This is a genomic window from Burkholderia oklahomensis C6786 (assembly GCF_000959365.1).
GTDB classification, from domain to species: domain Bacteria; phylum Pseudomonadota; class Gammaproteobacteria; order Burkholderiales; family Burkholderiaceae; genus Burkholderia; species Burkholderia oklahomensis.
In genome coordinates this window covers 2,523,479-2,545,542 of sequence record NZ_CP009555.1, presented here as the reverse complement: position 1 = coordinate 2,545,542, position 22,064 = coordinate 2,523,479, and the positions used below count along the sequence as shown (strand labels likewise).

The window sequence follows — 22,064 nt, the reverse complement described above, 5'->3', positions numbered from 1 at the left end:
CGCCTCATATTAAGGGCCAAATCTGGCGACACCGCCGGCGCAGGCATCCGCCGCAGATATCGGGAGCGCGCGCCGCCGCGCCTTGCCGCACCGCCGCAATGCCAGTAGGCTAGCGAGTTCTCCCAGCAAGCCTCGTTTTAAGGAGCAGCAGCAATGATCGTGTTCGTCACCGGCGCATCGGCAGGTTTCGGCGCCGCCATCGCCCGCGTCTTCGTGAAAGGCGGCCACCGCGTCGTCGCCACCGCGCGCCGCAAGGACCGCCTCGACGCGCTTGCCGCCGAACTCGGCAGCGCCATGTTGCCGATCGAGCTCGACGTGCGCGACCGCGCGGCCGTCGAGGCCGTGCCGGCCGCACTGCCCGCGGAGTTTGCCGCGATCGACGTGCTCGTCAACAACGCCGGCCTCGCGCTCGGCGTCGAGCCGGCGCACAAGGCGAGCCTCGACGAGTGGCAGACGATGATCGACACCAACTGCTCGGGCCTCGTCACGGTCACGCGCACGCTGCTGCCCGGCATGGTCGAGCGCGGCCGCGGCCACGTCTTCAACCTCGGCTCGGTCGCGGGCAGCTATCCGTACCCGGGCGGCAACGTCTACGGCGCGACCAAGGCGTTCGTGCGCCAGTTCAGCCTGAACCTGCGCGCGGACCTCGTCGGCACGCCGCTGCGCGTCACCGACATCGAGCCGGGCCTTTGCGGCGGCACCGAATTCTCGAACGTGCGCTATCGCGGCGACGACGCGAAGGCGGCGGGCGTCTACGCGAACGTCCAGCCGCTCACCGCCGAGGACATCGCGGACACGATCTACTGGATCGCCACCCGCCCCGCGCACGTGAACATCAACACGATCGAGATGATGCCCGTCGCGCAGGCGCCCGCCGGACTGACCGTCCACCGCGGCTGAGCGTGCCGCCGCCGGGCCGCCCGCACGGCTTGACGGGCGGCCCGGCAAAGGCAACATTCCGTTACGAATCAGGGGAATCGGGGTCGTCCGTTCCGGTAGAATGCGCGCCATGACTGAACCCAGCCGACAGCCCGACGCGGCGCCCGACTTCGCGTGGCCGGTCCGCGTGTACTACGAAGATACCGACGCCGGCGGCGTCGTCTACTACGCGAACTACCTGAGGTTCTTCGAGCGCGCGCGCACCGAATGGCTGCGCGCGTGCGGGATAGACCAGCGCCGGGTCGCCGACGAGACGGGCGCGATCTTCATCGTCCGCCGTGCGGCGCTCGATTACCGCGCCCCCGCGCGGCTCGACGACACGCTGGAAATCGTCTGCAGAATCGCCCGCCTCGGCCGCGCGACGGTGGAATTCGAACAACAGGCGTGGCGAGGCGGCACGCTGCTCGTCGCGGCCGACGTCCGGATCGGCTGCGTCGACCGCTCGGCGTTCAAGCCGACCGCGATTCCGCCCTCCGTCCTCGCCGCCCTCGAGCGCGGACCGGCCGTAACCGGCCGGCAAGCCGTGTCAACGGCGTACGCATGAGTGCCGTTTAGACAGAGCCGATGAACTCGACCCCATGATCCGCCACTAAGCAAGGTTCGGCGGAAAGCTTCCGGCGGACGCCGCCGGAGCGCGCCGGCCGGGCAATCCTGGCCAGGCCTCCCCGAAGGGACGTTACACAAACCTCTATGAACACTTCTCAAGACCTGTCGATCATTTCCCTCGTCCTCAATGCGAGCGTGCTTGCCCAGGCGGTGATGGGGCTCCTTCTCATCCTGTCGCTGATGTCGTGGACGTTCATCTTCCGCAAATGGTTCGCGATCCGCCGCGCCCGCGCGCAAACCGAGCGCTTCGAGCGCGATTTCTGGTCGGGCGGCGACCTGCAGGCGCTGTACCAGAGCGCCGCGAACAATCGCCACACGATCGGCGCGCTCGAGCGGATCTTCGAGTCGGGGATGCGCGAATTCCTGAAGGCGAAGGAAAAACGCCTGAGCGATCCGGCGCTGCTTCTCGATGGCGCGCGCCGCGCAATGCGCGCATCATTCCAGCGTGAGATGGACGTCCTCGAGTCGAATCTGTCGTTCCTCGCGTCCGTCGGCTCGGTGAGCCCGTATATCGGTCTGTTCGGCACGGTCTGGGGGATCATGAACTCGTTCCGCGGCCTCGCGAACGTCCAGCAGGCGACGCTCGCAAACGTCGCGCCGGGCATCGCCGAAGCGCTCGTCGCGACCGCGATCGGCCTGTTCGCGGCGATCCCTGCAGTCGTCGCCTACAACCGCTACGCGCACGACATCGACCGTCTCGCGATCCGCTTCGAAACGTTCATCGAAGAGTTCTCGAACATCCTGCAGCGCCAGGCGCAATAAGGAGCACGCGATGGCCGGCACCCCCATTCGTTCCAGCATGCGCGGCGGCCGCTCGCGCCGTTCGATGGCCGACATCAACGTCGTGCCCTACATCGACGTGATGCTCGTGCTGCTCGTCATCTTCATGGTGACGGCACCGCTCGTCGCGCCGTCGATCGTCAATCTGCCGACCGTCGGCAACGCGGCGCCGCAGGAGCAGACGCCGCCCGTCGTCGTCAACATCCAGGCCGACGGCAAGATCAGCGTCCGCTACAAGGGCGACTCGGGCGCGTCGCAGGAAGACACGATGACGAAGGCCGAGCTCAACAGCTTCATCGCGGCGCGCCAGGCCGACCACCCGGATCAGCCGGTCGTGATCGCGGCCGACAAGACGGTTCAATATGACTCGGTGATGACCGTGATGTCCGATCTGAAGGCGCGCGGCGTGAAGCGCGTCGGCCTCCTCGTCAAATCGCGATGAAGCCTCGCCAGTCGCGCACAGCCGCCTATCCGCCTCGGCCGCCGCGCGAGCGCGGCACAGGACGCGCGTTCCTGCTTGCCGCGCTGATGCACGTGCTGCTCGCGCTCTTCCTGTACCACGGCGTTCATTGGCAGAACAGCACGCCGGCAGGCGCGGAGGCCGAGCTGTGGACGTCGGTGCCGGACACGTCGACGCCGCGGCCGGTACCGACGCCGCCCGTGAAAGTAGCCCCTCCCCCGCCGCCCGTCAAGAACGAGGAGGCGGACATCGCGCTGCAACAAAAGCGGCGCGAGCAGCAAGCCGCGGCCGCCCGCGAGGCGCAGCTCGAAGAGCAGCGCCGGCAGCAGCAGTTGAAGGCTCAGCAACTCGCCGCGCAGCAGGCCGCCCAGCTCGCCGCGCAAAAAGCCGCCGAGCGCGAGAAGCAGAAGCAGGCCGAGAAGCTCAAGCAGCAGCAGCTCGCGGAGCAGCAGCGCAAACTCGAACAGCAGAAGCTCGAGCAACAAAAGCTCGAACAGCAGAAGAAACAGGAACAGCTTGCCGCGCAGAAGAAGGCCAACGCCGAAAAGGCCGAGAAGGCGGCCAAGGCTGCGGCGGCCGCCAAGGCGAACGCCGCCGCGAACGCGAAGCTCGACAAGGAGCGCCAGGCCCGCCTCGCGCAACTCCAAGGGATCGCAGGCGGCGGCTCGGGCGGCGGCGAAGGGCTCGCGAAGAGCGGCACGGGCACGGGCTCGGGCGGCAACGCGGCGTCGCCCGGCTATGCCGACAAGGTCCGCCGGCGCGTGAAGCCGAACATCGTGTGGGCGGGCGAGCGCGACAGCCTCGTGACCGTCGTCGCGATCCGCTGCACGCCGTCGGGCGACGTGCTCAGCACGTCGATCCGCCGGTCGAGCGGCAATTCGGGGTGGGATCAGGCGGTGATCAGCGCGATCCAGGCGTCGGTGCCGTTGCCGCCCGATACCAACGGCCGCACCCCGGCCGAGATTACGATTACCTTCAAGGCGGCGGAATGAGCACATTTGCGCTTACACTCCCGCCGTCGCACCGGGAACGAATCGGGTATTTTTGAGTCTCTGCGGTTGCGCAGCGTACATACGGGAACAAGAAGCATGAGTTTGATGACGAAGCTAGGTTTCAGGGCACTCGTGGCCTCGTGTCTGATTGCCGCGGGCGGCGCCGCCCACGCGCAGGTGAACGTACTGATCACGGGCGTCGGCTCCACCCAGTTTCCGATCGCCACCGCGAATTTCGTCAATGAAGCGAGCCTGCCCCAGCAGGTCACGTCGGTCGTGCGCGGCGATCTTGCGAGAAGCGGCAAGTTCTCCAACGTCGACGCGGGCAGCACGCCCGTGCCGGAAACGGCGTCGGTCGATTTCGGCGCGTGGAAGGCGAAAGGCGCGAACGCGTTCGTCGCGGGCAGCGTGAGCCGCGAGCCGAACGGCCAGTACAAGGTCAACTTCATCCTCTACGACACCGTCAAGCAGCAAAGCCTGGGCGGCCTGTCGCTCACGACGTCGAACGACAACGAGGGGATGCGCAAGACCGGCCACAAGATCGCCGACTACATCTACCAGAAGCTGCTCGGCGTGCGCGGCGTCTTCAACACGCGCCTGTCGTACGTGCAGCGCACGGGCAATGTGTACAAGCTGCTGATCTCCGATTCGGACGGCCAGAACGCGATCCCCGCGCTGACGAGCAAGGAGCCGATCATTTCGCCCGCGTGGTCGCCGAGCGGGACGAAGGTCGCATACGTGTCGTTCGAGCTGAAGAAGCCGGTCGTGTACATCCACGATCTGCCGACGGGCCGCCGCTACGTGATCTCGAATCAGAAAGGCAACAACAGCGCGCCCGCATGGTCGCCCGACGGCCAGACGCTCTCCGTCGCGCTATCGCTCACGGGCAATACGCAAATCTATTCCGTCAGCTCGACGGGCACCGGGCTGCGTCGCCTCACGCGCAGCAGCTCGATCGACACCGAGCCGTTCTACTCTCCCGACGGCAAGTGGATCTATTTCACGAGCGATCGCGGCGGTGCGCCGCAAATCTACCGGATGCCCGCCGAAGGCGAGAGCGCCGGCGCCGCTCAGCGCGTGACGTTTACCGGCAGCTACAATACGAGTCCGCGCATCAGCCCGGACGGCAAGCTGCTCGCGTACATCTCGCGCACGGGCGGGGGCTTCAAGCTGTATGTTCAGGATCTGCAAACGGGTGCGGCGAACGCCGTCACCAACACGACGCGCGACGAATCGCCGAGCTTCGCGGCGAACGGTCAGTACATTCTGTACGCTACGCAATCGGGGGGCCGCGGCGTGCTGGCTGCCGTTCCGTCCGACGGCAGCGCGCCGCCGCAGATCCTGTCCGTTCAGGGCGGCGCGATTCGCGAGCCGTCCTGGGGGCCCTTCATGCAATGACCACAAGGAGAGTAACCATGATGTCGAAGAAACTTCGTCTGGCGTTCGCAGTGCTGATGATCGGCGCGCTCGCCGCATGTAAGTCGGGCGTGAAGCTCGACGAGCATGCGAACCAGGGCGGCGCGGTCAGCACGCAGCCGAATCCCGAAAACGTCGCGCAAGTGACCGTCGATCCGCTGAACGACCCGAACAGCCCGCTCGCGAAGCGCAGCGTCTACTTCGATTTCGACAGCTACTCGGTGCAGGACCAATACCAGGCGCTGCTGCAGCAACACGCGCAGTACCTGAAGGGCCATCCGCAGCGCCACATCCTGATCCAGGGCAACACCGACGAACGCGGCACGAGCGAGTACAACCTCGCGCTCGGCCAGAAGCGTGCGGAAGCCGTGCGTCGCGCGCTGTCGCTGCTCGGCGTCACCGATTCGCAAATGGAAGCCGTGAGCCTTGGCAAGGAAAAGCCGGTCGCGCTCGGCCACGACGAAGCGTCGTGGGCGCAGAACCGCCGCGCGGATCTCGTCTATCAACAGTAAGTAACGGAAGAATCGCTGTATGACGCACCGTTTTTTCTGGCTGCGCACGGCCGCCGCGCTGTGCGTGGCAGGTGCGGCCCTCGCGGCCGCGCCGGCGCACGCGGGCCTCTTCGATGACGACGAGGCCCGCCGTGCAGTGCTCGACTTGCGCAGCAAGTCCGACAGCCTGTCGAACCAGCTCGCCGCCGCACAACGGACGATCCTCGACCAGACCAGCCGCCTCGACCAGCTCAACCAGCAGGTCGCGACGCTGCGCGGCGAGAACGAGGATCTGACGAACCGCCTGACGACGCTCGAGCGTCAGCAGAAGGAGTACTACACCGATCTCGATGCGCGCCTCAAGAAGTTCGAGCCGCAGAAGACGACGGTGGACGGCGTCGAAGGCACGGTGCAGCCGGGGGAAACGGACGCGTTCAACGCGGCGTCGCAGCAGTTCCGCAACGGCAACTTCAAGGGCGCCGCGGCTTCGTTCCGTGCGTTCATCGCGAAGTATCCGCAAAGCCCCTATCAGCCGACCGCGCAGTACTGGCTCGGCAACGCGCAGTACGCGCTGCGCGACTACAAGGGATCGACGGCGACGTGGCAAGGCCTCGTGAAGAACTATCCGCAGCATCCTCGTGCGGCGGACGCGCTGATCGCGATCGGCACGAACCAGCTCGAGCAAGGCCAGAAGGCGGCCGCGAAGAAGACGTTCGAGCAGGTCGTGTCGCAGTTCCCCGGCTCGAATGCGGCGGAAACGGCGCAGAGCAAGCTGGACGCGATCAAGTAGCGGCGAACGGCGCGGCTTATCGACGGGTTGACAAGCCGTCGGAGCCGTCGATATAATTTTGCCTCTTTGGGTCGTTAGCTCAGCTGGTAGAGCAGCGGACTTTTAATCCGTTGGTCACTGGTTCGAATCCAGTACGGCCTACCAAAGACATCAAGGGCTTAGCGTTCGCGCTAGGCCCTTTTCATATTCAGGCTCGGCAACGACGCCGCGAATCGGTCATGTGAATCCTTGCAAGCTCCGCTCGCAAGCAAGACCATCTCATCTCCCGACACGTTCACGTCACCGCTCGTCCTTGCATTCGCGCCGCCGTCGAACTTGATCGCGGCATTCCACCGCTCTCGCGAGTTGCGAAGCCGGTCCTCCGTATATCGGATGCGTCGAGGCTCCGGCTTCGACGTTCGGCGCACTCACCCGCCCTCCGACGATTGCGCGAACGGCACCATATCGTTTGTCGTCGAGCTCCGCAACACGCTCGTCGACGCCATCGCGAAATGGCCGCCGCATTCCCTTTGTCACGCCTCGGCGACGAAGGCGTGACTTCCTGATCGGGCGTTGCGCGTCGCCGCTCGCGGTCTCAAAAAACACGTGCGCGAGCTCCGATCCGGCCCAGTGATTGGGCCCGCCGGCCCGGCAGCGCGCGTCGTCCGGACGCGCATCGCAAGCCATTCCAGCATCGCAATTCGCCGAACAACGCAACCAATCGTCTGTAGAATCGTCATTCCCGGCCGATGCATCGATGCCGGCGGCGGAAGCCCGAAGCGGCGAAACAGCGACTCGCCGAATCAGCCACGGCAAACGCGCGAATCAGGTCATCGCCCGCTCATACCAGGAGACGCCTCGATGAGCTACACCCTACGCGTAGATACGGATTGGGCATCGCAGATCACGAACCTTCGCCACGCGATCAGCGAGGACACGAACCTGATCCGGTTCGACAACGGCTTCTACCGGGTCTGTCGTCCCGGCGACGGCCGCATCAGCCTCACGGTGTCTCCGCGCACCGCGCCGAAAATCGGCCTCCTGCTCACCATGCGCACGAGCGATCTCTATATCGAAACGATCGGAGGCCTGTCGTTCTCGCGCTACGCGTCGACGCTGGCCTATCAGCGCCCCACCGGCATCAGCCTGGACGACGCGATTCACAAGTTGTCGCAGGAGCCACGTCACCCCTTGCGTCCGCAGGATCGCTTCATCGCGCAGTCCGTCATCGTGTTCTGCGTCGCGGAATCGCTGCGATTCAACCAGATCGGGACAGCCGTCCAACAAGCGATCATCGCAACGCATGGGCAGTTGCTCGGCGTATCCAGCCAGTTTCCAATCAACGCGTGGTCCGAGATGGCGAAGAACTGGGGGCAAACGAGCGAAGCCATTTTCGCCGCCATGTCCGACGAGGCGCGGAACATCGTTCTCAAGCCGCGCGCTTCGCTGTCATCCAAGGAGCGTCAGTTCAGCGAACGCGTGGATACCTCGAAGCTCGGCGGTAAGCTCGGGGACTTCGCGCGCGCGATCACGGTGCTGAAGCGTCCGCCGATGGGATAACCCGGTCCGGAAGCGCAAAACCCCTGCCGCCCGGCCGGGCACGGTCCGAACACGGCGGGCCGTTCGCCGCAAGAATGACCGCGGCCTCACGTGGCGTCGAGCCCCGCGGACGGCGCCAGCGCAGCATTGCGCGCCGCCTCGAATCGACGGCAGCCATCCACATGCATCGTCGGGTTTGGCTCTAGCCAAGGCTCTTTCTCGCCCGGTCTGCACGAGGCTCGTCGCACGCGCGCTGCAGCGCAGATCATGACGCTCGACCTGCACTCCACCACGGGTCTTCGTTCCGCTCGGGCGTGTCGTCGAAACCGCGACGCAACGAGCGCGACGAGCGCGCTTCTCACGCCCGCCCGGGCATCGCGTCCGCACGAAACTGGCAAACGAGCTCGCCGACCTCGGCGAGCTGTTCGAGTTGGACACGCGTCATCGCGACAAGACGCGCCGCCAACGCGTCCGATACGCCCAGCATCACCTGACCTCGTTCGCCGTTCTCGCTCAGCAGGCGCTGCGCGAGCCGGAGATACCGCTGATTGAATTCCGTGATCTCTTCGAGCACGTCCCGCTTTCCTTCCATGCCTGCCCCGTTTCGATGATGAACGCGCGCGACGCCGCAAACGTTCGCGCAGACGCGATGGTTTATCCGATGCACGTCCGCAAGCGCAGGCTAACGCATGCGGATCGCGGCCAGCCGACAAAATACCGCCGCGTTCCGCCAAATGACAAGCCGCAAGCGCATGCACGCAACGCATCCGAAGACGCCACCGCGTAGCATGGGCCCGCCCGAAGACGGCATCGATACGATTTGCGCCGCGCATCGGCATGCCGTCCGTCATCGACTTGCAGTAGCCATCGGTCAATTGCTACGCCGAATCGGACAGATCGATAGGCGCGCTCGCACGTGCGCCCTCATACTCGCCCCCGGCCAGCCGCTCCCCCCGGGCGGCGAACCTTCCGATCGTTCGGAATTGGCCTGCCTGCACGCGCCGTCGCAGGCGGGCCTTTTTTTCCGCTCGCATCGAGCCGCACACCTGGCGACACCCTCGCGCCGAACGCATGCATCGTGAATACCGTTGCTTCCTATCGCATTTCGAGTCGCAAACGCCTTCGCCAGGTTGATTGAATCGACATCGCGAGAAGTCTGTCCGATCGAACCTATATTTAGCGTAACCAAACAATTCAAACGGCCCTACCATCGCTTTACCATGCACGCATCGCCGACGTCGTTCGTTCACAAGAACGTCTCGCCGGCTCGTGCGCAAACGTTTAACCTCTTCGATGGAAGGTGCGACGCCCGATGCTGAAAGTCACAAAAGCCGTATTTCCCGTTGCCGGCCTCGGCACCCGCTTTCTGCCCGCGACGAAAGCGAGTCCGAAGGAAATGTTGCCGGTCGTCGACAAGCCCCTGATTCAATACGCGGTCGAGGAAGCGATCGCGGCCGGCATCACCGAGATGATCTTCGTCACCGGCCGCAGCAAGCGCGCAATCGAGGATCACTTCGACAAGTCCTACGAGATCGAGGCGGAACTCGAAGCGCGCGGCAAGGAGAAGCTGCTGTCGCTCGTGCGCAGCATCAAGCCGCGCCACGTCGACTGCTTCTACGTGCGCCAGGCAGAAGCGCTCGGCCTCGGCCATGCGGTGCTGTGCGCGGAGAAGCTCGTCGGCGACAGCCCGTTCGCCGTCGTGCTCGCGGACGATCTGCTCGACGGCCGCCCGTCCGTGCTGCGGCAAATGATCGACGTGTTCAATCACTATCACACGTCGGTCATCGGCGTCGAAGAGATCGCGCTGCAAGATTCGAAGTCGTATGGCGTGATCGACGGCAAGCGTTTGGAGGACGATCTCTTCAAGCTGTCGGACATCGTCGAGAAGCCCGAGCCCGCGATTGCGCCGTCGAACTTCGGCGTCGTCGGACGCTACGTGCTGAAGCCGCGGATCTTCGATCATCTGCGCGCGCTCAAGCCGGGCGCCGGCGGAGAGCTGCAACTGACCGACGCGCTTCAGTCGCTGCTGAAGGACGAGCAGGTGCTCGCGTATCGGTACGACGGCACGCGCTTCGATTGCGGCAGCAAGATCGGCTATCTGAAGGCGACCGTCGAGTTCGCGCTGCGTCATCCGGAAGTCGCGACCGAGTTCGAGCGGTATCTGAGCGAGCGCTTTCCGGAGCTCGTCGCGGTGTAACGCGCTGCGCTCGCTGTGCGCGAGCGGCGGATGCGGCGCGACGGTTCGCCCTACGTGCCGCATGTGCCGCTCGTCGTCGGTTCGCAGGCGAAGCTCGTGCTTCCGTTGCGGCGACGACGCGCGATGAACGAACAGCGTTTTCCTGCATGAGCAAGTGCTGCGTCGCTCATGCATGCATCTTTTCGGGCAGCGCCGGACATTTCATAGGGATCGCGAAATATCCGGCCATCGCCCGTGAATTTCTCTATTTCTTGAATACGCCGACGACGTCCTCGCCGTCGGATACGAGCAGCGCGTTGATGCGCCGCGTCTCCATCAGCAGCAATGCGTCTTCGACGCGCGTGCCGAGGCGCACCATCGCCGGATCGCTCGACATCAGATCCGCCGCGACACGGCGAAACAGCGCATCGCCATGCGTCTCGACCGCGCGCCGGATGTCGCCGTCGGTGATGATCCCCCAGCCCGTTTCGCATCGGACGATCGCGAGCCCTAGCCGGCCTCGCGTCATCGCTTGCAGCACGTCGATCGCCTGCGCGTGCGCGTCGACGAACGGCAGATCATGCGCGGCCATTTCGTCGTCGACCTTCGACAGCAAGCGGCGGCCAAGCGAGCCGCCCGGATGGAAGCGCGCGAAATTCTCCGGCCGAAAGCCGCGCGCCTTCATCAGCGTGACGGCGAGCGCGTCGCCCATCGCGAGCGCCGCCGTGGTCGACGACGTCGGCGCGAGCTGAAGCGGACACGCCTCCTGCTCGACGCCGACGTCGAGATGGCTGTGCGCCGCTCTCGCGAGCGTCGATCGCGCGTTGCCCGTCAGCGCGACGAGATGGTTGCGGTTGCTTTTCAAAAACGGAATCAGCTTGATCACTTCGTCGGTCTCGCCCGAATACGAGATCGCGAGAAACGTGTCGGCCGACGTCACCATGCCGAGATCGCCGTGATACGCCTCGCCCGGATGCATGAAGAAGCTCGGCGTGCCGGTGCTCGCGAGCGTCGCCGCGATCTTGCGCCCGATGATTCCGGATTTGCCCATCCCGCACACGACCACACGGCCGCTCGAATGCAGGATCGCGTCGACCGCGTCGCCGAACGACTCGTCGACGCGTGCGGACAGGCCCGCGAGCGCCCGCGATTCGATGTCGAAGACTTGTCGTGCGGAATCAAGGTAGTTGTGATGGTTCATCGGAGAGCAATCAAAGGCCGTGAGAAATGTTGTCGGATGCATTCGAGCGAGTCCGCGCTCGCGGGCCGTGCGCAGCACGTCGGAGCAGCCGCGCGCCGCGCCGCTAGATCATTGAACGACGTCATGCGCCCCCCATCGATCCAGCAGCGGGCGATACGCTTCGTCGAGCGGCAATCCCGAACGCAGCAGCACGTGCTCGGCGACTTCGCGCGCGACGCCCTCGCCGCCCACACGCGCGACCACGTAATCGACGCGCCGCTTGACGAGCGCGTGCGCGTCGGCGGGCGCGTACGAGACGCCGACCGACTCGATCACCGGCAGGTCGTTCACGTCGTCGCCGACGTAGGCGATCGCATCGTCGGCGAGCGCATGCTCCGCCTTGATGCGCGCGTAGCCCGCGCGCTTGTCGTCGCAGCCCGACACAAACACGTCGAAGCCGAGCTGCTGCGCACGCCAAGCGAGCGGCGCGCTGTGGCGGCCCGACAGAATGCCGCTGCGAATGCCGTGCGCGCGCAGCAGCGCGACGGCGATGCCGTCCTTCGCGTGAAAGCTCTTCATGAACTCGCCATCGCCCGTCACGTGCAGCCGGCCGTCGGTCAGCACGCCGTCGACATCGAACAGCACGAGCCGGATCGCGCCGCGATACGCAGGCGTGTTCATCGGATCTCGAGCGCAGGCATGCGCTTGACGAGATCGTCGATCGCCTTCATTTGCGACAGGAAACCTTCGAGCAGGTGCAGCGGCAGCGCGCTCGGCCCGTCGCAGCGCGCGTGATCCGGATCGGGGTGCGCTTCGAGAAAGAGCCCGGCGATGCCGACCGCCACGCCCGCGCGCGCGAGATCGAGCACTTGCCGGCGCCGGCCGCTCGACGCGTCGCCGAGCGGATCGCGGCATTGCAGGCTGTGCGTGACGTCGAAGATCACGGGGCAACCACCCGTTGTCTCCGCCATCTGCCGGAAGCCGAGCATGTCGACGACGAGATTGTCGTAGCCGAACGAGCTGCCGCGCTCGCACAGAATCACCTGATCGTTGCCGACCTCGCGGCATTTCGTCACCACGTGCTTCAGTTGCGTCGGGCTCATGAACTGCGGCTTCTTCACGTTCACCGGCTTGCCGGTTTTCGCGATCGCGACGACGAGATCGGTCTGGCGCGCGAGGAATGCGGGCACCTGCAGCACGTCCGCGACTTCGGCGACGGGCGCGGCCTGCTCGATTTCGTGCACGTCGGTAATCACCGGCACACCGAAGCGCTCCTTCACCGCGGCGAAGATCTTCAGGCCCTCGTCGAGCCCGACGCCGCGATACGAATGGATCGACGAGCGGTTCGCCTTGTCGAACGACGCCTTGAACACGAACGGGATGCCGAGCTTGCGCGTGACCGAGACATATTCGCTGCACACGTCGAGCGTGAAATCGAGACTCTCGAGCACGTTGATCCCGCCGAACAGCACGAAAGGCAGGTCGTTGCCGGCCGTCACGCCGGGACTGATTGCTACGTTCATAGGTCAAATCTCCAAATGAACCGTCCCGCACGCGCTGCGCGGCGATTTCGCGCGGCAGGCCCGCGTTCGGGACGGCGAATCATCAAGACGCGCGCGCGAGATGCGCCGCGTAGACCGGCGCCAGTTGCCGGAAAAAGCGTTCCTCGCCGAAGCGCTCGCGGGCTTCGCGCTGCGCCACAACGGCGAGGCGCGCGCGCAGCGCCGCATCGCGGTCGATCGACGCGAGCAGCTCGACCGCGTCGTCGGCGCCGCGAAATATCGCGCCAGTTTGCAAATGCCGTATGACATCGACGTTTCCCGCGCAGGCCGACGCGACGACGGGCAAGCCGATCAGCATCGCTTCGATGACCGACACGGGCATGCCTTCCCATGACGACGTCGACAAATATACGTCCACGCGCCGCAATCGTGCGACGACTTCCGCTCGGCCGAGCCAGCCGGCAACCTCGACGCCGGCATCGCGCAATTCCGCCTTGAGCGCGGCGTCGCCGTCGCCGATCCAGGTGAAACGCATGCGCGGGCCGTGCAAGCGGCGAGCGATCTCCGCGAACAGATGCGGATTCTTCTGCGGGCGGATGCCGCCGACCGTCACGACTTGCAGCACGGGCTCGCGCGCGTCGGCTGGATCGGCGTCTACGGGCGGCGGCATCGCGCCGACCGCGTTCTCGACCACCACGACGGGCTGCCGCAAGTGTGCGCGAACCGCGTCGCGCTCGCTGTCCGAGCAAGCGATGTAGAGGCACCGCTTCACGCACGCGATCCGCTCGAGCACGACGAACGCAAGCCGCTTGATCGCCGAAATGTCACGCCGCATGAACGAGATGCAGTGCGGGCTGTAGAAGAACGCCGTCCGCCGTAGCGCGAACAGCGATGCGATTCGCCCGAGGAATCCCGCGAACGACGAATGCAGATGCACGACGTCCGGCCCGATGCCGATCAGCGTGCGCCGGAGTTCGAGCAATGCCGGCGGCAGCGGCACACCTTTCATTTGAATGTGGCGCAGCTTGACCGTCGCATCGAACAGCGCATGAAAATCCGCGGGCGTATCGGGCCGGATCGAGTAGACGACGTGCACGTCGTGTCCCTCGCGCGCGAGGCGATTCGCGATCAGGCACACCATCGACAACGTGCCCGTCGCGCTCGATTCGAGAACCTGAACGATCTTCATCCGCGCGCGCCCGCCTCGCGTCGCACCGTCCTTCGACGGCATCGCGCGATGCCGCCTTTCCGCAACGCCGATCGTCATCGCGCACCTCGCATCGAAGACACCGCGTCGAGATGCGCGGATACGCCCGATTGCGCAATCACCGCAGTCCATCCGAGCCGCTTCAGCCGCGTCGGATCGTTGCGTTCCGCATGTAGCTGCGTCAACGGCAGCACCTCGTCGAATATCGATGCGCCCGTGACGTGAGACCGGATGCCGAGCGCCTTCACCGCTTCGACGTTCGACGGCGCATCGTTGCAGACGATCTTCTTGCCGAGCGCCGCATATTCGAGCAGCTTCGTCGGCGTCTGATAGCAGTGCGGGCGATGATATGGGAAATAGCAGACCGCATATTCGGAACGCTGCACGATCTTGAGCGCATCGCGCTGCGGCACGCGGCCGACGAACGCGATGCCTTCGACGCGCCGGAACGCATCGTAGATTTCCGGCTCCGGCTGCCCGACCAGCACGAGCGTATCGCGCGCCGTGCGCGGCGCGTCGCGATACGCGGCCAGCACCTCGTGAAAGCCGCGTTCGCGGCTCATCTCGCCGATGTAGCAGAAGCGTCCGGCCGGACCGTCGCCCGCCGGTTCGTTCGCGATCCCGAAGATCCAGTCCGGCACGCCCATCGGCAGCAGCAGCGACGGCACGCCGTCGCGAAACGCCATCGCGTCGAGCATCCGCGCGTTCTGGAAGATGCGCAGATCCGGCTTCACGTTCAATGCGCGCTTGAGCGCGTCCTTGACGGCAGCGAGCCGGCCGACCGACAGCGACCGGTAGTCGTGAATCACGAACCGCGCGGGCGGCAGCGAACGATAGAAGCCCATGATGCACCACAGGATGCAGTTGCTTCGGTCGCCGAACCGCGCATACGCGCTCGCATCGCCGTCGTGCACCTCGAAGCCGCGCTGGCCGAGAAAATCCCGGTACGCGGCGATTTCCGGGTAGTTCGCCTTTCCCGGGTGGACGATGAATACCTTCATGCTGCGCTCTTCTCCTTCTCGAGCACGCGCGCCGGCACGCCCACCGCGACGCCGCCGTCCGGCACGTCCCGCAGCACGACGGCGCCAGCGCCGATGCGCGCGCGGTTGCCGATCCGAATCTCGCCGAGCGCGACGCTGTGCGCGCCGAATTCGACGTCGTCGCCGACAGTCGGCACGCCGCTGTACGTGCCGTCGGGCCGCAGCGTGTTGCCGATCGTCACGCCGTGCCGCATCACGCAGCGCTCGCCGATCTCGCAATAGCCGTTGATGACGAGCCCCGTGCCGTGATACAGCGTGAGGCCCTTGCCGATTTTCGTCTTGACCGGAATCTCGATGCCCATGATCCAGTCGCAGACGACGATGTAGAGCGCGATCACCGGCGCGCCGAGCATGAGCGTCAGCCTGCTGCGGCACGCGAGATAGTTCGCGATCCGGAAGAACACGACGACGCAGCGCGTCTTGAAGAACGCGTTGCGCCGGCAATCGTCGACAATCGCCTCGATCGTCTGTTTCAAGGTCGTGCGCATGTCAGTGCTTCATCGAAAACACGTTCCTCGCCGCGCGCGGTGCGATCTCGCCTGTGCCGAAGTAATCGATGCCGTCGATCAGGAACGAATGGATGTACTTGAGGAGCCGCGTGCGGTCGAATTCCTTGTAGAAGCAGCGGCCGAGCGACACGACCGGCTTGCCGTACAGGAGCGCCTCGAGTCCGACCGTCGAATTGATCGTGACGACCGAATGCGCATGCTTGATGAGATCGGTGGTCGGCGACGTGACGAGATCGAAGTGGTAGACGCGCTGCATCCGCACCACTTCGTCGATCACGGCGGTGTCGCACTCCGCCGGATGCAGCTTGACGATCAGATCCGCGCTCTCGTTCGCCGCATGCTCGAACGCGAGCTGAATCGCCTTCAGGTTATCGACATCCGAATGCAGCTTGATCTGCGTATCGCCCGATACCTGCAGCGGCAGGAACACGTAGCGCAGCGCCGACAGCGCCTTCACCGTCAGCACTTTCGCCTGGGCCGGCGCAATCGCCCCATTGGTCGCGCGCACCGTGTTCAAACGTTTGCGCGCGACGCCGCGCGTTGCGAGCTTCAGCGCATAGTTGACGGCCGACATCGCCTTGCGCTTCCACGACGTGCGCGCCTGCGGCAGCGGCCTTGCCTTGTACTGTTCGTAGCGCGCGAGCCAGCGGCGATGCGCGTCTTCGGTCGGCATCGGGAGGCCGTCGATCACGGCCGGGTTGCGGCTGATCGACGACAGCGCGTTCACGCCGAGCCGGTCGACGAACAGCTTGTCCGGCAGGTTCGAGATTTCGACGAACTTCGTCGGAATCCCGTGCGCCGCGCACGCATGCGCGACCGCCCGGCAGACGAGCTGCTGGCCGTTCCACATCAGGCACTGCGAAATCAGATGGCGACGGAACACGCCGGACATCGCCGCGACGATCGCGGCCGCATCGGCGCGTGCGAGCTCGGACGTCATCTGCCCGTTCAGCACTTCGATCGACGCGTCGAAACGAATCGCGCCCGCGGCATCGCGTGCGGCGGATGGCGGTGCGCCGCGCCGCAAATAGACCGACCGGAATCCCGCACCCAGCGCCATCAGGTGCGCGACCGGCTCGCTCGTCGCGAACAGAAAGTCGAACTCCTTTCTGACCGCCTTCACGAGCCGCGCGGCGAAGTAATAACGTTCCATGGAATCGACGACGACGACAATCATGATCTGCGCTCAACGAAGAAATGGAAGAAACGTCATGCGCCGGCGCGCCGACGCGACACGCTGCCGTTCATCACGCTGAACGTCAGCGCGATGCCGGCGATCATCAGCACGGCGCCGGAAAACGAGAACAAGCGCACGCTCGCGAGCACCGACAGATTCGCGAGCTTCGCCGTGCACAGCGCGCCGGCAAGCACGGCGCCGGACCCGAGCTGAAACAGGAAATCGATGCGCTGCGCGCGCGCCGCGAGGAAGATCTGCGACAGCGGCACGTAGATCATCTGCAATGCGAAGAGCGGGATCATGCATTGGAAGAATGCGATCGCGCCGCTCCAGCGCGCGCCGAAGAAGAGTTCGACGAGCGGGCCGAACAAGAGCGCGCCGCCTGCCGCATAGCCCGCCGCGAGCAGCGCGAGCGATCGCGCATATGCGCCGAACACCTTCGGCACCATCGTGTGCGCGTCGTCTCGCGCCATCGCGGCCATCGCATCGCGCCGGAACACACCGCCCAGGCTCTGCGCAATCAGCGACACGGGAAAGAAACCGAGCCGATACGCGGCCGCGAAATAGCCGGCGCTCTGCGCATCGAACCAATGCGGAATCACGATCGCGAGCGCATAGGTCAGCACCGAGCCGCAGAGCGTCGACGGCAGGATGTACTTCGCGAACCGGCTGTGCTCGACGAAGAACGCGCGCGTCACTGCAAACGAATAGCCGCGCCGCTTGCCGTGCAGCGCGACCGCGATCAGCAGCAGCAGCGCGACGAGCGCCGTCACCGCCGTGTATGCGCCGAATGCATCGATCGGTCCGAGCGCCGGCACGAGCACCGTGACGGCAATGCAGACGAGAAACGATCCGTTCACGGCAATCCGGCTCGCGGCGATCCAGCCATAGCGCCTCAGGCTGTTCAGATAGCCGCCCGCAGCCAGTTGGACGAACACCGCGAAACCGTAAGCGGCGACGACATACAGCTCCGCGCGGCCCGCGACGAAGATCGCCGCGCAGCCGAGCGCGACGATCGCGATGCTCAGCGCCATCACGTTGACGAACGCGTTGAACGAATCGGCCGGGCTGTCGCTCACGCAAGCGAGCTCGTAACGGCACGCGAGCAGCGTGCCGGCGAACGTCGCCAGCGCGAGCAGATAGTTGAAGTGGCCGAGCGCCTCCGGCCCCTGAAAGCGCCCGATCAGCGAGATGCAGCCGAAGATCGCGATCTGCCCGGCGACGACGCCGCATAGCGACACGATCGAATCGCGGACGCGGATCATCTTCGCGCCCCCGCGTTCGAATGCGCGCGCGACGCGCACACGGTTCCGCCGCGACGGCGACCGGCATCGCATCCGCTTGCCCGCGAGTCGGCGTCACGCATCCCGCTTCGCTCCATATTCGTACGCGACGTAGCGATAGCCGCCGTACTTCGATCCGTAGCCATACTGACCAAGGCGCGGATTGATCCCGTTGAACACGATGCCGCTCAGGCGCACGCCGTTTTGCGCGAGCCGCTTCGCGGATTCGGATATCTCGCCGAGCTTCGTCGAGCCGGCGAGCGCGACGAGGAACGCGGTGCCCGCCGTCGCGGCGAGAATGCCCGTATCGGCCACCGCGAGCACGGGCGGCGAGTCGATCACGACGACGTCGTAGCGCTTCGAGAGCGCATCGATCAGCGCCGGCACGCGCGCGTTGAGCAGCAGCTCGGCCGGGTTCTTCGGCATCGCGCCCGTCGAGATGAAGTCGAGTCCGTCGATCACGTCGCGATGCAGCACGTCGTCGAGCTGCGCGGCATCCGCGATCAGTTCGGAAAAGCCCCTGCCGCGCGCAAGGCCGAGATAGTCGTTCAGATGCCCTTTGCGGATGTCGCCGTCGATCAGCAGTACGCGCTTGCCCGCCATCGTCAGGACGGCGGCGAGATTCGCCGATACGAACGACTTGCCGACGCCGGGCGCGGGACCCGCGATCACGACGACGTTGTTCTTCGCTTCGAGCATCGCGAACTGCAGCGCCGTACGCAGGCTGCGCAGGCTTTCGACGGCCGGCTCGTCCGGGTGCACGACGGACAGCAGCGACATCACGCGCGCCTTGCGCTTCGCGCGCTCGGTCAGCGCCCGCTGCTGTTCGCTGCGCGGCACGGTCGCGTAGACGTTCAGGCCCAGGCGGCGCTCGATCTCGTTCGGATCCGAGATGCCATGGAACAGCATCGACCGGCCGACCGCCGTCCCGCAGCCGGCGATCACGCCGAGCAGCAGCGACGCGAGCGCGACGAGCGCCTTCTTCGGCTTGACGGGCACTTCGGGCACCGCGGCCGTATCGACGAGCCGCACGTTGCCGACCTTGCCCGCGCGCACGAGCTGCAACTGCTGCATGTTGTTCAGCAGCGCCGTGTAGAGATCGGTGTTGACTTTCACGTCGAGCATCAGCCGCACGATCTGCTGCTGCAGGTCCGGCAGACGCTTGATCTGCTGCTCGGCCGTGCCGCGATAGCCGTCGAGCGCCGCGATCTGCTGATCGACCGCGACGACGCCCGGGTGTTTCGGCGTGAAGCGCGACAGCAGCTCCTGCCGCTTCTGCTGCAGTTCGAGCAGGCGCGTCTTCGCGTCGGCGGATTGCGCGAGCGCGAGCTTCGCCTCTTCGGTCAGATCGACGGTGCCGTGCTCGTCGCGCAATTTCGTCAGGCGTGCTTCGGAATCGGTGAGCTGCTGCTTGAGCGTCGGCAGCTGCCCGTTGAGGAACTCGAGCGATTGCGCGGCTTCCGCCGACTTGCGCTGGATGTTCTGCGCGATGTATTGCCGCCCGATCTCGTTGAGCGCGCGGCTGACGAGCTCGGGATCGGTGTCGCGCAGGCTCGCGACGACGACGTCCGATTGCTTGACGCGCTCCTGCACGTCGAGGTTGTCCTGCAGATCCTCGATCGTGCGCAGCCGCGAGTTGCGCACGAGCGTAAACGCCGCGCCCGGCTTCGCGGCGACCGAATCGACGCGCAGCGCGATCGCCCCGCCTTTCGCCGGAAAGCGTTCGAGCTTGCCGACGACGCCTTCGACGCTGCGATCGAGATCGCCGCCGTCGAGCCGATAGCGGCGCGCATCGAGCATCGTCAGCTCGAACGCGTCGCCTTCCATCGCGCGCGGCACGTCGAACATCGCGACGTCGATGTGCTCCTGGCCCCACGCATAGCCGCCGAAGCCGGCGAAGCCCGGATTAGACAGCCCTTCGCTGCGGCGTGCGAGCCAGTTGCCGATGACCGGAAAACGCTTCGGCTTCGCATCGATGAAGAGCTTCAGATTGTCGACCGCGCGCGAGACGACGAGCCGCGACGCGAGAATCTGCGTCTCGGCCGCCGCCGACGATTTCACGTCGAAGAGCGACGACACGTCGCCGAGCAGGCTTTTTGCGGCGGACGTGTCGGGGCTGTCCTCGACCTGGATCAGGATGTCCGCCTGATAGACCGGCTTGCTGAGCACCGCATACGCGCCGCCGATGACGAGACAGCCGAACGCGATCGCGGCGATCAGCCGCCAGCTTTCGATCAGGATGTCGAGAATGGCGATGAAATCCGTATCGCCGTCGCCCTCGGCGGGCGCTTGTGTATCGGATGGATTGGAAGTCATGTATCGGGATCTTGGGGATTCGGTTCCGCGCGTTCGCGCGATCGTTCACACGAGCCGCAGTCGCGACAGCCAGCCGTTCACGCCGAGCTCGATGAGCCGTGCGGACCGCTCGAACACGAAGCGCGGTTGACGATAGGGATCGTGGACGTCGAAGTTCTCGTGCTCGCCGATGCGAAATACCTTGCCGCGCGCGAGCGGATACTGATCTTCGACGAGCCGGCGCTGACCGCGGTCCATCACGAGAATCAGGTCCGCCGATGCGCACTGCGCGCGACCGAGCTGCTGCGCGCGATGCGCGGAGAGATCGATGCCGCGCTCGCGCATCACGTCCTGCGCGAACGGCGCGGCCGGCAGCCCGACGAGCGCGTTGAAGCCCGCCGACGTGACCGTGCGGCCCGGCAGCGCCGCGGCGAAGAACGCGGCCGCCATCGGGCTGCGGCAGAGGTTGCCTTCGCAGACGACGAGAATCGATTCGATCATTTGGTCACGACCGCCGCGGTCAGGCCGGCGTTGATCGCCGGCAGCAACAGGCTGAGCACGCGGCTGAACCGCACGAGGCCGTTGCCGTCGACGTAGACGATGTCCTTCGGCTCCAGCTCGAACTGGTTCGCGAGCACCATCGCGACGGGCGAGCTCGCGTCGAGCCGGTAGACGTGCGGCTTCGCATCGAGCGAGCCGCGGATCACGTACATCTGCGCCGCGTCGGCCGTCGACGCGTTCAGGCTGCCCGCCTGAGACAGCGCCTCGCTCAGCGTCAACCGGCCGTTGCGCATCGGCAGCGCGGTGACCGGCTTGTTGACTTCGCCCATCACGAACACGCCGCTCTCGTCGCGCGGCGGGATGCGCAGCAGATCGCCGTCCTCGAGGACGACCCGCGACGGATTGATTCCCTGTCCGGCGCCCGACAGATCGATCCGCTGCTCGACGCCGTCGCGCACGAGCATCACGCGGCGCTGGTCGGCACTCGCCGAGAAGCCGCCTGCGCGGCTCACCGCGTCGTACAGCGTCATCGGAATGTCGTTGAGCGGCTGCGAGCCGGGCGCATGCACTTCGCCCTCGATGTAGACCTGCTTCGCACGGAACGACGCGACGCGCACCGTCACCTGCGGATCGCGAAACGTTTCCGCGAGCTTGCGCGCAAGCCGCGCCTGGACCTGCTCGGGCTTCAGCCCCGCCACGGCGATGCGCCCCACGTACGGATACTGGAGCGTGCCGTCCTGATCGACGACGAAGCCCGCCGGCGCATCGGCCGCGCGTGCGGTCGACTGCTGCTGCGTGCCGAGCGCCGCCGCGAGCTCGGGATGATCCCAGACCGTGATCTGCAGCACGTCGCCGCGCCCGATCGTGTAGCCGGGCGCCGGCGACGCGAGATCGGGCGCGCCGTGCGCACCGCGCTGCGCATCGCGCAGCGTCCGAATCAGATTCAGGTCGATGTCGGTAATCGGAACCGGCAACTGCTCGCCGTGCGGCTCGCGGCCGGCCTCGGCCGACGCGCCCGCTGCCGCGCTCGATACCGGCACGTTCGCCGGCTGCTTCATCCGCATGCCGGGCGCGATGCCGCATGCACCGAGCGCCGCGCATAGCGGCACCCACATCGTCAACAAGCGCACGCGCGCGCCGCACGTGCGTCTCGGCGGCGCGCCGCCGCCTGCTTCCCCCAGACTACCCATCTATACCTCGAT

Annotated in this window: 22 protein-coding genes and 1 tRNA gene; 11 read left to right on the top strand and 12 right to left on the bottom strand. The window is 65.9% G+C overall.

The annotated features are described in order from the left end of the window. The first annotated feature begins 153 nt into the window (after positions 1-153). From BG90_RS11455 to BG90_RS11410, 10 genes are all read left to right on the top strand, one after another. The gene (locus tag BG90_RS11455; protein ID WP_010106048.1) at positions 154-900 is read left to right on the top strand and encodes an SDR family NAD(P)-dependent oxidoreductase; all 747 of its coding nucleotides are present in this window, start codon (positions 154-156) and stop codon (positions 898-900) included. 109 nt (positions 901-1,009) lie between these two features. Further along, positions 1,010-1,483, top strand: coding sequence for a tol-pal system-associated acyl-CoA thioesterase (gene ybgC / locus BG90_RS11450; RefSeq protein ID WP_010116855.1), 474 nt, complete (start codon positions 1,010-1,012; stop codon positions 1,481-1,483). Positions 1,484-1,629: 146 nt separating this feature from the next. Then, positions 1,630-2,307 carry a protein TolQ gene (tolQ, locus tag BG90_RS11445; RefSeq protein ID WP_010106052.1) on the top strand — a complete coding sequence of 226 codons (678 nt, stop codon included), beginning with the start codon at positions 1,630-1,632 and terminating at the stop codon, positions 2,305-2,307. A gap of 10 nt (positions 2,308-2,317) precedes the next feature. After that, complete coding sequence (gene tolR, locus BG90_RS11440; protein WP_010116857.1) at positions 2,318-2,767, top strand: protein TolR; 450 nt, start codon at positions 2,318-2,320, stop codon at positions 2,765-2,767. After that, a complete protein-coding gene (gene tolA / locus BG90_RS11435) occupies positions 2,764-3,777 on the top strand; it encodes a cell envelope integrity protein TolA (protein WP_010116859.1) in 1,014 nt (337 codons plus the stop codon). Before tolR ends, tolA begins: the two co-directional genes overlap by 4 nt. A 96-nt stretch (positions 3,778-3,873) precedes the next feature. Next, a complete protein-coding gene (gene tolB, locus BG90_RS11430; RefSeq protein WP_010106057.1) occupies positions 3,874-5,175 on the top strand; it encodes a Tol-Pal system beta propeller repeat protein TolB in 1,302 nt (433 codons plus the stop codon). A gap of 17 nt (positions 5,176-5,192) precedes the next feature. After that, the gene (gene pal, locus BG90_RS11425; protein ID WP_010106058.1) at positions 5,193-5,705 is read left to right on the top strand and encodes a peptidoglycan-associated lipoprotein Pal; all 513 of its coding nucleotides are present in this window, start codon (positions 5,193-5,195) and stop codon (positions 5,703-5,705) included. A 19-nt stretch (positions 5,706-5,724) separates the two neighbouring features. Continuing rightward, entirely contained in the window at positions 5,725-6,474 is a 750-nt protein-coding gene (gene ybgF / locus BG90_RS11420) for a tol-pal system protein YbgF (protein ID WP_010106059.1), read from the top strand. A gap of 68 nt (positions 6,475-6,542) precedes the next feature. Further along, positions 6,543-6,618, top strand: a tRNA-Lys gene (locus tag BG90_RS11415). Between the two features lie 696 nt (positions 6,619-7,314). Continuing rightward, the gene (locus tag BG90_RS11410; protein WP_010106061.1) at positions 7,315-8,013 is read left to right on the top strand and encodes a ribosome-inactivating family protein; all 699 of its coding nucleotides are present in this window, start codon (positions 7,315-7,317) and stop codon (positions 8,011-8,013) included. A 337-nt stretch (positions 8,014-8,350) separates the two neighbouring features. On the opposite strand, the gene BG90_RS11405 is transcribed toward BG90_RS11410, so the two are convergent. Further along, positions 8,351-8,584, bottom strand: a complete 234-nt coding sequence (locus tag BG90_RS11405) for a flagellar transcriptional regulator FlhD (protein ID WP_010106063.1) — start codon at positions 8,582-8,584, stop codon at positions 8,351-8,353. 720 nt (positions 8,585-9,304) lie between these two features. On the opposite strand from BG90_RS11405, the gene galU reads away from it, so the two are divergent. Continuing rightward, positions 9,305-10,189: a UTP--glucose-1-phosphate uridylyltransferase GalU gene (gene galU, locus BG90_RS11395; RefSeq protein WP_010106067.1), complete on the top strand. Its 885-nt coding sequence runs from the start codon at positions 9,305-9,307 to the stop codon at positions 10,187-10,189. Positions 10,190-10,433: 244 nt separating this feature from the next. Here galU and BG90_RS11390 read toward each other — a convergent pair whose 3' ends face one another. The 11 genes from BG90_RS11390 to BG90_RS11340 all read right to left on the bottom strand — a co-directional run bounded on the left by BG90_RS11390 (position 10,434) and on the right by BG90_RS11340 (position 22,052). After that, positions 10,434-11,369 carry a KpsF/GutQ family sugar-phosphate isomerase gene (locus tag BG90_RS11390; RefSeq protein WP_010106071.1) on the bottom strand — a complete coding sequence of 312 codons (936 nt, stop codon included), beginning with the start codon at positions 11,367-11,369 and terminating at the stop codon, positions 10,434-10,436. A gap of 108 nt (positions 11,370-11,477) precedes the next feature. Further along, positions 11,478-12,029 (bottom strand): KdsC family phosphatase, encoded by a 552-nt coding sequence (locus tag BG90_RS11385; protein ID WP_010106073.1) that lies wholly within the window; start codon positions 12,027-12,029, stop codon positions 11,478-11,480. Next, complete coding sequence (gene kdsA, locus BG90_RS11380; protein WP_010106075.1) at positions 12,026-12,871, bottom strand: 3-deoxy-8-phosphooctulonate synthase; 846 nt, start codon at positions 12,869-12,871, stop codon at positions 12,026-12,028. Before kdsA ends, BG90_RS11385 begins: the two co-directional genes overlap by 4 nt. A gap of 82 nt (positions 12,872-12,953) precedes the next feature. After that, entirely contained in the window at positions 12,954-14,117 is a 1,164-nt protein-coding gene (locus BG90_RS11375; protein WP_010116861.1) for a glycosyltransferase, read from the bottom strand. After that, positions 14,114-15,058, bottom strand: coding sequence for a glycosyltransferase (locus BG90_RS11370; RefSeq protein WP_010116862.1), 945 nt, complete (start codon positions 15,056-15,058; stop codon positions 14,114-14,116). Before BG90_RS11370 ends, BG90_RS11375 begins: the two co-directional genes overlap by 4 nt. Beyond that, positions 15,055-15,585 (bottom strand): serine O-acetyltransferase, encoded by a 531-nt coding sequence (locus BG90_RS11365; RefSeq protein WP_010116863.1) that lies wholly within the window; start codon positions 15,583-15,585, stop codon positions 15,055-15,057. The genes BG90_RS11370 and BG90_RS11365 overlap by 4 nt, the downstream gene beginning before the upstream one ends. Before the next feature lies 1 nt (position 15,586). Then, positions 15,587-16,783, bottom strand: a complete 1,197-nt coding sequence (locus tag BG90_RS11360; RefSeq protein WP_025989976.1) for a capsular polysaccharide export protein, LipB/KpsS family — start codon at positions 16,781-16,783, stop codon at positions 15,587-15,589. 32 nt (positions 16,784-16,815) lie between these two features. After that, positions 16,816-18,048, bottom strand: a complete 1,233-nt coding sequence (locus BG90_RS11355) for a lipopolysaccharide biosynthesis protein (RefSeq protein WP_025989977.1) — start codon at positions 18,046-18,048, stop codon at positions 16,816-16,818. A 93-nt stretch (positions 18,049-18,141) separates the two neighbouring features. Beyond that, positions 18,142-20,382, bottom strand: a complete 2,241-nt coding sequence (locus tag BG90_RS11350) for a polysaccharide biosynthesis tyrosine autokinase (protein WP_010116871.1) — start codon at positions 20,380-20,382, stop codon at positions 18,142-18,144. 45 nt (positions 20,383-20,427) lie between these two features. Further along, positions 20,428-20,862: a low molecular weight protein-tyrosine-phosphatase gene (locus BG90_RS11345; protein ID WP_010106089.1), complete on the bottom strand. Its 435-nt coding sequence runs from the start codon at positions 20,860-20,862 to the stop codon at positions 20,428-20,430. Beyond that, positions 20,859-22,052 carry a polysaccharide biosynthesis/export family protein gene (locus BG90_RS11340; RefSeq protein ID WP_010106091.1) on the bottom strand — a complete coding sequence of 398 codons (1,194 nt, stop codon included), beginning with the start codon at positions 22,050-22,052 and terminating at the stop codon, positions 20,859-20,861. Before BG90_RS11340 ends, BG90_RS11345 begins: the two co-directional genes overlap by 4 nt. Positions 22,053-22,064 lie beyond the last annotated feature (12 nt).